This is a genomic window from Aeromonas sp. R2-3, assembly GCF_040908375.1.
GTDB lineage: Bacteria > Pseudomonadota > Gammaproteobacteria > Enterobacterales > Aeromonadaceae > Aeromonas > Aeromonas veronii.
The window spans coordinates 63,630-76,058 of sequence record NZ_JBFODP010000003.1 but is presented as its reverse complement, the minus strand read 5'-3'; the positions used below and the strand labels follow the sequence as shown (position 1 = coordinate 76,058).

The window sequence follows — 12,429 nt, the reverse complement described above, 5'->3', positions numbered from 1 at the left end:
CCGGCTAATCGGCAAGCCTTGTAACCCTAGAACGGCTCAGAGCTTGATCCAGGCATCGGCCCAGGCCGTACCCTTGCCCGGCTCATAAGCCCAGGCGGCACCTGCACACCAGCCGGTGTAGGGGTGCGGTTTGCACTCGTAGCTGGCACCGCCATTGCTGACCCGCTCGCCCGCCTTGTAGGGAGTCCCCTCTTTATAGGCCGGATAGTCAGGCGGCGTTACGCCCCCCTCCTCCCCTTTCACCAGCAGGCTATGGGTGGCGCTACGGCTCAAGCTCCCTTCATCGGTCACCGTCAGTTTGATCTCCAGCTTGGTATCGCTGGCCGGCTTGGGCAGAGTCAACTCCAGAGTGACCTGATCCAGCGCAGGGGCAGAAGCTCCAGCCGGGATAGTCCAGGCATAGGAGAGCGGCTTGCCTTCCGGATCGCTGGAGTGCTGGCCGGAGAGAGTCACCTTGCTGCCACCTTCGGCCTGAGCCGGGCCAGTGATATTGGCCACTGGTGGCAGGTTGGTGCCACCGCCGTTATCTTCGATCACCACCTCCGGATAGAAGTGCTGAACACAGCGGCTGTAATCCCCTGCCTTGAAGGCACTGAAACGGGTCTGGTAACCCACCAGCTTGCACGCGTAACTCTTGCCGCCGTTGGGGTTCTCTGCCACATAGCTCCAGTCCTGCTCCCAATAGATGGGCAAGGCACCGGCGCCATTGTCGTCAAACACCTTCATGTTCTTGCAACCCAGCACTTCGTCGGATGGCACCGCCACCCCGAGGTAGTTGGCAAACTCGCGGTAGTAGTTGATGCGGTTCTGGGACTGGGCGTGCTCGATCGGGCCGCCGCACTCCACCCCACCGTTGATGATCTGGGTGGTGACCCCGAAGCCAGGCACCAGACCGTTCTGTTTGTCGTGCTCGTTTGGCTGCCAGGTGCCATCGATGACGTGGAGCATAGAGGGCTTGGGCGGCTGCGGATAGGTATAGAAGAACACCGCACTGGCGAGGTTCAGCCAGGTGTCGGCCACCAGATCGGGGCGGTCGAGCAGGGTGCGCACCGTGCCGAACATCGCCTCGGAGAAGGGGCCGTAGTTGTAGTTGTAGGAGAGTTGCTTGGCGCCGCGGCCAAAGTAGCTCTTGAACTCGCCATTGTCGAACGTACCGCACGGCCACTGCTGACCCTGCCACACATCGGGGCGGCACTCGGCGTTGTAACCGCCGCGCATGGTCTCATTCCATCCCATCTCGCGCACGTAGACCAGCGCCTGACGCCACTCGGCCTCCGGGCGCCAGTTTTCATGGCCACCGGTCTCCTGGGCGAAGTGGGCGAACATGGTTGCCAACGTCTTGCGGCAGATGGCATCGGCATCGCGGCCATCGCTGTAGTCGCTGCACAGAGCCGGGAACTTGGCCGCCGCTTGCAGCAGGCCGCGATAGGTGTACTCGGGGGCGCGCAGCGGGAAGAGGTAGTTGAACTGACCCTCGCTCAACAGGCTTTCGATCCGCTTGACGTTGCCCGGGTTGTCGGCACGGCCCGGCTGCACCGCCTCGACCACCAGATTGTCCCGGGTAGCGATGGAGGCCTTGACCGCTTCCATCGCCGGGAAGTCGGTCAGCGCCTTCTCTTTGGCATCCAGCTCGGCCTGGCTCATATAGACGGGGGTGGTGCTGCCATCCGGCGGGGTAGGTGTCGGCGGATTGGGCTTGTCATCGCCGCCGGTATCCGGCGGGGTCACTTCCCCTTCGCCGACAAGCTTCCACGGGGTATCCCACTCATTGGCGGCCGCCATGCCGGGAGTCTGACCCGGGTTGACCCACCACTTGGCCTCAAAAACCAGGCCGTTGTAATTGACCTGGCTGCCGCCCGAATAGGATTTGTTGATGTCATATGCCTCGGCCGCCCACAGGTGGCCGCTCAGCATCATGCCGGCAAGCAGAAGGGTGATGCGGTTTTTTTTCATTATTCTTGCTCTCTATGGTTTTGTGGCAAAAGGCAGAGCCCGCCTGAACAGGCTCCGCCATCTTCATCATGGACTCAACCTAGGGGCAGCTTGCCGCCCCGACATCCAGCCAGACGCCGTGCTTGCCAGGCTCATTGCCTTGAGTCCACCACTTGGCCTTCCACTGACGGCCGTTGTGGTTGGTGAGATCCCCGCCGTTGTAGGCAACGGCTGCGTTCCAGCCCAGATCAACCTGACTCATCAGCGCCCACTGATCGGCGGCGCGGCTCGGCTCATTACCCTGAGTCCAGTACTTGGCACGCCATACCAGCTGGTTATGGCTCACCTTGTCACCGCCGTTATAGACCTTGCTGGCCTGCCATGCGGGAACGTTGGCCGCTTCCGGATCTGTGGTGTTGCAAGAGCCGTCGACCACGGGGGCCAGCGTCAGCACGACGCGCCCTTCGCTCTGATGTACCCCGTCCGAGACGCTCACACTCAGCTCATGCTGCTCGCTGGTGGTGACAACCGGCAGTAACAGACGCAGGTTGGCACTGGTCTCGCCCTCCGCCTGCCAGCCCGCGGGGAAGTGCCAACGGTAGCTGAGCGCATCCCCCTCGGGATCGCTCGCCTCGGCAGTGATGGTCAGCCACTCACCGCCGATGCCGCCAAGCTGCGCCGGCACGGTCACCACCGGAGACTGGTTCTCAACCACGCCCTGCTCCAGCGGCCGCCCGTTGACGGTAAAGGAGAGCGCCTGCTGCGGTGGCAGCAAGCTCTGCTGTACCAGTGTCTGGCCACGGCACTGGATGGTGGCGCGGCCGGGCTCGCTGGCGGTAGGCAGGTTGATGTGGAACTTGTTCATGACGCTACTGGCCGCTCTGTGATTGGCCAGCCTGAAGCGCTGCAGACCATCGCGGGTCTCCACCTGCAACTGGCAGTCATTGCCGGACAGGGTGCTGCTGTCATCCGGGTAGGTGAAGCCATAGGCGCCGTGCAGTGCCGGATAGATGTAGCTGCGCAGGGCTCCTTGCGGATCGTAATAGCCCACCAAAGTGGTCACCGGCACGCCGAACTGCTCGGGCTTGCGCGCAACCTTGGTATCGATGGGGGAGACCTCCACCCAGCTCTGGCCATCCGAGGTGAAGCTCTTCTTGAAGCCCCGGTTCACCACAATTTCCTTGCCGTTGATAAAGAGGCGACTGTTGTAACCGGCCCCGTGATCGATGGTCAGACTGCGCCCACGGTTGTCCGCAGAGGCAATCGGTACCCGGATATCACGGGTCCAGCGACCATCCCACATGGCGACCCTGACCAAGTCGTAATCCGCCAGCAGGGCACTCAGTCCTGCCTCGCTCAGGGCATCCATGGGGGCATCGACCTTCTCGATCCCCTCGATTGTGTGCTGATAGGACTCCATCCTGGCCGTCGCACTGTTCCACTTGCTAAAGCCGGTGGCCGAGTTGGCATCGAACACCGCCTTGCTCTCCAGAAAACGCTGGATGATGGCGGCCGAATTGGGGGTATAGAGGGTGAAACGGTTGGCGCCGGAGAGAGGGCGGCCGCCCGCCATCGCATCGTGGCCAAACTTACGGCCATCGAACGGTGGCTGGCACTGGCCATCCAGACAGGCATCCTCATTGGTGCGGGTCGGCGAGAAGTTGGGGATGAAACGGTGTTTGTCACTGTCCCAGCCCCAGCTGGAGTTGAGCTGATCGGCACTGCGGTGAACCGAGCCGCGGAAACCATCCACATAGTGGCCAAGGCCGAAGTTGTGGCCCACCTCGTGGCTGAACTCGTTGCCCAGCGAATCATCCAGCGTGACGATGCCACCGCCACCGGAACCACCGTGCACCTGAACTCCATTGGCATACTTGCCGCGACTGTTGTGCGCCGTCAGCTGGGCCACCACAAAGGGATGGCTTCCCTCCCCTTCACCGGCACTACTGTTGATGCCGTAATTGGCATTGTCGATACCGTGGGAGATAAGCTCCTTGCCGATGCGCTGGCGCATGGTGCCGCCATGCCACCCCCCCTCGCTCGGGTCAAAATCAGTCAGCAATGTGCCGTTGGGCAGCATCACCTCAGGCAGGGAGAGCGGTGCATACTGACTGACAATCAACCGGCTGGCCGGAATGGTCTGGAAGTATTCGCGATGGGCCTCCTTGTCATTGGCAAAGGCAAAGCGATCCCGCGGCGTGGTGAGCATGCCGATGTCGATGGTGTGCAGCAGCAGCTCGCCGGGGGCGCCGACCTTGATGTCACGCAGTTCACCACTGAGATTGCCCTGCCGAACGGAGAGGTTCAGTCCGGGCTGGATCCACTCGGCAGGCAGCTCGCCGCTCCAGGTATCCGCTGCATAGGTGATGCGGTTGTTCTCCAGCTCCCCCTCGCGGAACCACTGCCCATTGGCAAACTTGAACTGCAGGGTCTGGCCACGGGAGACGGTCACCTGTCGCTCGCCATAGAAGGCCGTCGAGTTATAACCGGCGCTGGAGCGGATCCGCACCATCTTCCCCTCCAGCTCCGGGCTCACGGGCAGGTAGATATCCCGAACCCAGCGGCCGTCGGCGGTCTGGATCTCCACCAGCGCGCGACCAGTGAGCCGCTCCTTGAGGAAGGCGCCGCTCTTGTCGTTCAGTTTGGCCAAATCAGCACTGCTGCTGATGATGGCAGTGGTGCCGCTCTCAGGGACGAAGCTCACTCCCCCTTCTGGAGCCCCCGCGAGGTGGTAGACAGTCTCTGGCAGCGCCGATGGCGGCGACAAGGTCAAGGTGCCCAGCAGCTCGCCGCTGCCGTCACGGGCCTCCACCGTCATGGGGGTCACCCCGTCGGCCTGGAGCGGTTTAACCAGCAGCAGGCTCTTGCGCAGGCTGGTCAGGATGGGTTGGCGATCCCCCTCTTTGGGATGGGACGGCAGGATCTGGCTCTGGGCAAACTGCACGCTGGCAGCCAGGCTGCCCGCCAGATCGCTTTGCGGTGTCGTCTCATTGAATATCAGGGGCGAGGTGGCGGCAGACAGGGGGCCAGCCGCCAGGGTTGCCATGATGAGGGCAGCGATTCGGGTCACATTTGTGGTCATTGTCGGGTTCTCGTTCATATTGCTACCGGGAATGAGGGGCATGTCGCCATGCCCCGTCATCGGTGAGGAGGCCTCAGTTACAGCTTGCTGCCCCGATATCCAGCCAGACATCGTGCTTGCCCGGCTCATTGCCTTGAGTCCACCACTTGGCCTTCCACTGACGGCCGTTGTGGTTGGTGAGATCCCCGCCGTTGTAGGCAACGGCTGCGTTCCAACCCAGATCAACCTGACTCACCAGCGCCCACTGATCGGCGGCGCGACTCGGCTCATTACCCTGAGTCCAGTACTTGGCCTGCCATACCAGCTGGTTGTGGCTCACCTTGTCACCGCCGTTATAGACCTTGCTGGCCTGCCATGCGGGAACGTTGGCTGCTTCCGGATCTGTGGTGTTGCAAGAGCCACCCTCACCACCTTCGTTGATTGGCGTGACGGTGAGACGGGTGGCCGCGTTGGCATCGAGTGCGCCATCGGAGACGGTCACAGAGAGGTCATAACCGGTTTCGACATCCACCGCCGGGCCGGTGACCACCAGGGTGGCGCTGTTCTGGCCGGTCGCCGTGATACCGGCAGGCACTTGCCACTGGTAGATCAGCTCGTCGCCATTGGGGTCGGATGCCTTGGCGGTGATGCTCACCTGCTTGCCCTCTTCCACCTTGACGCTGGCAGGCAAAGTCACCACCGGAGGCAGGTTGGGCTGCGGCGCCTTGTTGGTCACCACCACCTGATCCCTGGCGGTCAGTTGATGGTCATCGGTCACCGTCAGCTCGAATACCAGATTGATGTCGGCGGACACGGCATCGAGTACAACCCGGGCCTTGGCCTGAGTGGCATCAAGCAGAGCGGCCTGCGGGCCGGAGACTTGCCTCCAGCTATAGGTGAGAGCGCCATTTTCCGGATCGTGTGACGCAGAGCCGTTCAGCGTCACCTCGGTCGGGCCGGTGACACTCAGATCGCTGCCCGCGTTGGCCACTGGCGGCTTGTTGGCTGGCGGGGTAACCCCTTCACCGTGACCGAGACCTTCATGCATGGCGTTGAGGATGTCGCCGTTGTCGGCATCGATCTCCCAGGAGAAGAGCCCGCCCAGCTTGTTGGCCAGCACGTATTGGCCTTTCGCCTTGACCGAGCGCTCGTCGTCATAGGTGATCAGCTCGCCGGTGGAGGGCTTGAACAGGGTGGCCGCTTCGGCAGTCTCGTCGTAGTTGTACTCCCAGCCTGCGCCCATATGGCTGTTGACGATGTGGCGATAATCCAGCACGCCATCTTCCCAGGTGCCCTTGATCTTGCCGGTGGCGGTGCCGGTGAAGGGGTCATTGCCCTGATAACCGCTCACCCCTTTCCAGCCGCGACCGTAGGCGGCGGCACCGATCACCAGCTTCTCGGAGTCAACCCCCTGCGCCAGCAGTTGCTGCACCGCTGCATCAGTGTTGTAGCGCTTGTTGGCCGAGCCGTTGGTAGCCTGATAGAGGTTGGCCTGATGACCCAGGGAGGTATTGCTCCAGGCACCGTTGTAGTCGTAACTCATCACGAAGAGGTGGTCCATGTACTGCTGGGCAGCCTTGTAATCCACATCCTCAATCTTGTCGTAACCAGCACCGATGGCGGAAGTGAGCTGATAGGTGCGACCGGTCTCGGCCTCCAGCTCGTCGAGCATGGCGCGCAGATCCTTCATGATCAGCACATAGGTTTCCCCATCTTTGGTCTTGTCCCCCAGATTGGGGTTGGCGCCGTCGCCGCCCGGGAACTCATAGTCTATATCGACACCGTCGAAGAACTTCCAGGTCTGCAGGAACTCTTTGACCGAGGCGACGAACACGTCACGCTTGGCCTTGTCATGCATGAAGAAGAAGGGGTCGGAGAGGGTCCAGCCACCGACGGAGGGGAGGATCTTCAGGTCCGGATAAGCCTGCTTGAGAGCCATCAGATTGCCGAAGTTGCCCTTGTAGGGCTCATCCCAGGCAACCAGTGACCCCTGCCCTTTTTGCAGCGCGGCCCAGGGATCGTGAATGGCGACCTGGAAATCCTTGCGCCCGGCGCAGGCTCGTTGCAGCGCCTGGAAGCTGCCGGCAATCTCTTTGAGGCTGTCATTGAGGCCATCACCGCCACAGATCGGGGTGAAGCCATAGAGGATATAGGTCAGGTTCTGGGCCGGCAGCTTGTCCACGGTGAAGTTGCGATCATAGACCCCCCACTCCACATAGTAGGTGCCAACCACCTTGCCGGATTTGTTGACATAGGGTTTGTTATTCTCCTGCAGGGCTGGCTTGAGCGGCGCGAGGTGGCTGCCGTCGGTATCGGCGACCACGATCTCCTTGGCATCAGACAGGGTACAGCCATCGCCGTTGCACAGCGCGACCTGCATCTGATAGCGGCCCCCCTTGTGCACCTTGAAGGTGGCGGTACCCGCGGCGGAAGCGGGACCGGACCACACCTCCTTGCCATCCAGCAGCACCTTGGCACTCTGGCCGATATCGCCGTTCCAGAGATTCCAGGTGACGGTCACATCGGCGCCATCCTTCACCTTGACCAGCTCGTTATAAGCGGTCGCGGACTGGTTGACTTCGACGATGGCAAACTTGGTGGGGCCCCAACCGATGGCGGGTTTGCCGGGAGCTGCCGCATAAGCGGCGGAGGAGGCGAGCAGGGTGCCGACCATCATAGCCAGCAGTGCAGGTTTTGGACTTAGCATATTGCTTTCCTTTTCGTTATTGGAAAAACGAAAGGGCAACGCAACACGACAGGTGACACAAAAACGGCCACCCCTTGGCAAAGGCAGCCTGCATTCTACTGTGGTGGCCCCGCTATCCTAGGTCGTCTTGACCCTTAGACCGGAAGCTTTGCGTCCCGACTTTTCAATCGGTTTGCCCTTGTCACAACGTTATTTCTGGCGATAAATAATCGCCGATTGACTGTAGGGTAATTCTGATAAGTAAGCAAATCGGACCATTGCCAGCCCACCAGTTACCAACCCCGACAATTACCTACTTTCAAGAAATTAATGTTTAAAAAACAGCCGGATATGCAGACATAATCTCATCACCTCCAACCAGATACCTCACACCATTTTTTTGATCTGCATCACACCAAATTGAGAAAAATCAATGAGTAAGAACAATATGCGACAAAAGACCCATCTGTATCGCAACTAATGAATTTATAATCGCCGCTTTGCATGGTCAGCAGGTGTCTTCATGCCCAGCGAATTGCCCTCACGCACCCGGTTATCCAGATACGACAAATTTGTTCGTTTGACGATTTATGCCTTGCCACTGGCCGGGATGATCTGGCTTATCAACAGTCTCAATGGCTGGCAAAGGGCGCCGCTTTCCAGCACCTTGCTAGTCCAGAGCTACCTTATCTGCACCTTCTGGCTCTATCGCCACTACCGCTACCATCTGCACCGCCAGTGGCAGCATCTGAGTGAGGCGCTCAAGATCAACGAAACCACCGCCGAACTGGCCCGTAACTCGGCGCAATACCAGACCGAAGAGGCCTTTCTGGAGGATCTGCTCAGACGAGCCGTGATGTTGATCCCGGGGGCCGAGATGGGCTGCCTGATCAAGCTGCTGCCGGGCACAGGCATGTTGAGGTATGAAGCGGCCATCGGCATGGATCTGGTGAAACTGCGGCGGATAAATCTGCCGCTGGAGCACACCTTTCAGTACAAGCTGACTCAGGGGCGCTGCAACAAAACACTGCTGATCAACGACCTGTCGAAGGTAAATGCCACCATGCCTCTGTCCGAACAGGATAGAGAGCTGCTGGTCAACTGCACCGACCTGCCCATCCAGGCCACGCTGGCGACCCCGATCCATATCGATGGTCAGCTCTACGGCATGATCAATATGGACAGCAGCAAACGTAATGCCTTTACCCGCTACGACAGCCACCTGATGGCGATCTTGGCGCGGGATATTCGCCACGCCATCACCATCTATCAGCAGTCCCGCCGCATCTATCAGCTGGCCAATACCGACCAGCTGACCGGGCTCGCCAATCGCCAGCAATTCGAACTCGCTCTGCAAGCACAGCCGGAAGGCACCCTGCTGCTGATCGACATGGATAATCTCAAGCAGCTCAATGACAGCAGTGGCCATTTGGCGGGTGATCAGGCCCTGCGCCTTATCGCAGACGGCATACGCCAGCATTTTGGTCAGGGGGTGATTGCCGCCCGCTTCGGCGGGGATGAGTTTGTGCTGCTCACCACTCTGACACCGACCGAACTGCAACAGGCGATGGCCAGGCTGACGACCATGCTGGCCAGCGCCTCCCCCACTATCTCGTGCAGCATGGGGATGGCCCCCTATCGCGGCGACTTTGCCGCCGCGTTTGCCAGAGCCGATGCCGACATGTATCAACACAAGTGGCACCACAAAGAGCAGCGTGCGGCACAGATGCCAGCAAGCGGGGAGAGCATTAATCACTAGCCCGGAAGGGCCGCTTTGCAAGCACAAGAGAGAAGCTGGGGGAAACCGGTTGGCAGACCCGCCAGAATGTGGCGAAGCGGGGAGAAAAAACGGGGCATGACTGGCATGCCCCGCCACCATTCAATGCTTATTTACAGCTGGCGGCCCCCACATCCTGCCAGACGTCGTGTTTGCCGGGCTCATTGCCCTTGGTCCAGTACTGCGCCTTCCACTGACGGCCGTTATGGGTGGTGAGCTCGCCACCGTTGTAGGCCACATTGGCATCCCAACCCAGTTGCACCTTGCTCACCAGCAGCCACTGATCCGCGGTGCGGCTAGGTTCGTTGCCCTGGGTCCAGTACTTGGCCTGCCACACCAGCTGGTTGTGGCTCACCTTGTCGCCGCTGTTATAGGTGCTGGCCGCTTTCCAGACTGGCCAGTTGGCCGCATCCGGATCGGTCGCCGTGCAACCACCGCCGCTGCTGGCCGGTTTGACCGTCAGACGGGTTGCCGCACTGGCATCCAGCCCGCCGTCGGAGACAGTGACGCTCAGGTCATAGCCGGTGTCGCTGGTTACGCTCGGGCCGGTGACCACCAGAGTGGCGCTGTTCTGACCCGTTGCGGTGATGCCTGCTGGCACACTCCACTGATAGGTCAACGGATCACCGTTCGGATCGGAGGCGGTCGCCTTGATGGTCACCTGCTTGCCCGCCTCCACAGAGGCCGTGGCAGGTAGACTCACCACCGGCGCCAGATTGGCCTGCGGCGCCTTGTTGGTCACCACCACCTGATCCTTGGCACTCAACTGCTGGTCATCGCTCACTGTCAGCTCGAACACCAGATTGATGTCGGCAGTCACGGCATCCAGCACCACGCGTGCCTTGGCCTGAGTAGCATCAAGCAAGCCAACCTGCGGGCCGGAGATCTGCTTCCAGCTGTAGCTGAGCGCGCTATTCTCCGGGTCGTGGGAGGCCGAACCATCCAGCGTCACCTCGGTCGGGCCGGTCACCTTGAGGTCACTGCCCGCGTTGGCCAGCGGCGGCTTGTTGACCGGTGGCGTGACGCCACTGCCGTGACCCAACCCCTCATGCATGGCGTTGAGGATGTCACCGTTGTCGGCATCAATCTCCCAAGAGAAGAGGCCACCGAGCTTGTTGGCCAGCACATACTGCCCCTTGGCCTTGACCGAGCGCTCGTTGTCATAGGTGATGAGATCGCCGGTCGCCGCCTTGAACAGATAGGGCGCCTCGGCCACTTCGTCATACCCCTTCTCCCAGCCAGCCCCCATCCGGTTGTTGACGATGTCGCGGTAATCCACCACCCCGTCCTCCCAGGTGCCTTTCACCTTGCCGGTCGCCTTGCCGGTGAAGGGGTTGTTGCCCTGATAACCGCTCACCCCGGTCCAGCCACGGCCATACATGGCGGCCCCGACCACCAGCTTGCCCGGTTCAACCCCCTGCGCCAGCAGCTGATTCACCGCCTTGTCGGTGGTGTACTTGGTTGCGGGATCCCAGCTTGCCGCATAGAGGTTGGTCTGGTGACCCAGCTCAGTGTTGCTCCAGGCACCGTTGTAGTCGTAGGTCATCATGAAGATGTGGTCCATGTAGGGCTGGGCCGCCTTGTAGTCCACATCCTGGATCTTGTCCCCCCCGGCCCCGATAGCCGACGTCAGCTCATACTGGCGACCGGTCTCGGCCTCCAGCTCGTCGAGCATGGCGCGCAGCTCTTTCATCAGTGTCACATAGGTGGCCCCATCGTTAGGGCTACCCAGCTTCGGGTTGGCACCCTGTCCGCCCGGATACTCCCAGTCAATGTCCACGCCATCGAAGAATTTCCAGGTCTGCAGGAACTCTTTCACCGAGCCGACAAACACATCGCGCTTGGTTTTGTCACCGAGGAAATAGAAGGGGTCGGAGAGGGTCCAGCCGCCGACCGAGGGGAGGATCTTGAGGTTCGGATAGGCCTGCTTGAGCGCCATCAGGGCGCCAAAGTTGCCCTTGTAGGGCTCGTCATGGGCGGTGAGGCTGCCTTGCGGCATCTGGATGGCGGCCCAGGGATCGTGCATCGCCACCTTGAAGTCGGCCCGGCCGGCACACGCCCGCTGCAGCGCCTGGAAGCTCCCTTCGATCTCCTTGAGGCTGTCATTGAGGCCATCCCCGCCGCAGATGGGGGTGAAGCCATAGAGGATATGGGTCAGGTTCTGGGCCGGGATCTTGTCCACCGTAAACTTGCGACCATAGACCCCCCACTCCACATAGTAAGTCCCCACCACCTTGCCGGACTTGTTGGCGTAGGGCTTGTTGTTCTCCTGCAGCGGCGCCTTGAGTGGCGCCAGATGGCTGCCGTCGGTATCGGCAACCACGATCTCCTTGGCATCAGAGAGGGTACAGCCATCGGCGTTGCACAGCGCCACCTGCATCTGGTAGCGCCCCCCTTTCTTCACCTTGAATTTGGCGCTGCCCGCCGCGGCCGAGGGGCCGGACCACACCTCCTGACCATTGAGCAGCACCTTGGCACTCTGCCCCAGATCGCCGCTCCAGAGGTTCCAGTTCACCTCCACATCGGCGGCATCCTTTACCTTGACCAGATTGTTGTAGGCAGTGGCCGCCTGATCGACTTCAACGATGGAAAACTTGGTGGGGCCCCATCCGATGGTGGGCTTGCCGGGCGCCGCAGCATAAGCGGACGAGGCGCAGCACAGACCGACCGCGAGGGCCAGCATGGTAGGCTTTGGACTTAGCATTTTTATATTTCCCTATTTCGTTATGTTGGCAACGAAAAGGGCTACGCCCTGACAGGTAACGCAGACGGCAGTGCGGCCTCTTGGCAAAGGTGCACAACAACCTGTGGTGGCCCCGCTATCTCAAGTACGGCTCATCCCTGGACCGGAAGCTTTGCGTCCCGATCTTGCGATCGGTTTGCCCTTCGGTTACTTCATTTGCGATGCAAAAAATTGCATCCCGACTATAGAGTGAGCCAATCCGGTCTGCCACTGTCGGCGTTCACCGACAG

Annotated in this window: 5 protein-coding genes and 2 riboswitches; of the genes, 1 reads left to right on the top strand and 4 read right to left on the bottom strand. The window is 60.8% G+C overall.

Annotation, left to right across the window (positions count from 1 at the left end; translation table 11 throughout):
• Positions 1-36 precede the first annotated feature (36 nt).
• The 3 genes from AB5Z02_RS00345 to AB5Z02_RS00335 form a co-directional block, all read right to left on the bottom strand.
• Positions 37-1,953, bottom strand: coding sequence for a glycoside hydrolase family 19 protein (locus AB5Z02_RS00345; protein WP_368214907.1), 1,917 nt, complete (start codon positions 1,951-1,953; stop codon positions 37-39).
• A 79-nt stretch (positions 1,954-2,032) separates the two neighbouring features.
• The gene (locus tag AB5Z02_RS00340; protein ID WP_368214905.1) at positions 2,033-5,014 is read right to left on the bottom strand and encodes a M66 family metalloprotease; all 2,982 of its coding nucleotides are present in this window, start codon (positions 5,012-5,014) and stop codon (positions 2,033-2,035) included.
• Between the two features lie 73 nt (positions 5,015-5,087).
• Complete coding sequence (locus AB5Z02_RS00335) at positions 5,088-7,700, bottom strand: glycosyl hydrolase family 18 protein (RefSeq protein ID WP_368214903.1); 2,613 nt, start codon at positions 7,698-7,700, stop codon at positions 5,088-5,090.
• 99 nt (positions 7,701-7,799) lie between these two features.
• Positions 7,800-7,887, bottom strand: a riboswitch (cyclic di-GMP riboswitch).
• 315 nt (positions 7,888-8,202) lie between these two features.
• On the opposite strand from AB5Z02_RS00335, the gene AB5Z02_RS00330 reads away from it, so the two are divergent.
• Positions 8,203-9,438, top strand: coding sequence for a diguanylate cyclase (locus AB5Z02_RS00330; protein ID WP_368214900.1), 1,236 nt, complete (start codon positions 8,203-8,205; stop codon positions 9,436-9,438).
• Between the two features lie 127 nt (positions 9,439-9,565).
• Here AB5Z02_RS00330 and AB5Z02_RS00325 read toward each other — a convergent pair whose 3' ends face one another.
• A complete protein-coding gene (locus AB5Z02_RS00325; RefSeq protein ID WP_368214897.1) occupies positions 9,566-12,160 on the bottom strand; it encodes a glycosyl hydrolase family 18 protein in 2,595 nt (864 codons plus the stop codon).
• A 102-nt stretch (positions 12,161-12,262) separates the two neighbouring features.
• Positions 12,263-12,350: riboswitch (cyclic di-GMP riboswitch) on the bottom strand.
• Positions 12,351-12,429 lie beyond the last annotated feature (79 nt).

What these genes read in the sequence shown, in the direction of transcription:
- AB5Z02_RS00345 (WP_368214907.1), bottom strand. Translation starts at nt 1,953, where the DNA reads ATGAAAAAAAACCGCATCACCCTTCTGCTTGCCGGCATGATGCTGAGC.
- AB5Z02_RS00340 (WP_368214905.1), bottom strand. Translation starts at nt 5,014, where the DNA reads ATGACCACAAATGTGACCCGAATCGCTGCCCTCATCATGGCAACCCTG.
- AB5Z02_RS00335 (WP_368214903.1), bottom strand. Translation starts at nt 7,700, where the DNA reads ATGCTAAGTCCAAAACCTGCACTGCTGGCTATGATGGTCGGCACCCTG.
- AB5Z02_RS00330 (WP_368214900.1), top strand. Translation starts at nt 8,203, where the DNA reads ATGCCCAGCGAATTGCCCTCACGCACCCGGTTATCCAGATACGACAAA.
- AB5Z02_RS00325 (WP_368214897.1), bottom strand. Translation starts at nt 12,160, where the DNA reads ATGCTAAGTCCAAAGCCTACCATGCTGGCCCTCGCGGTCGGTCTGTGC.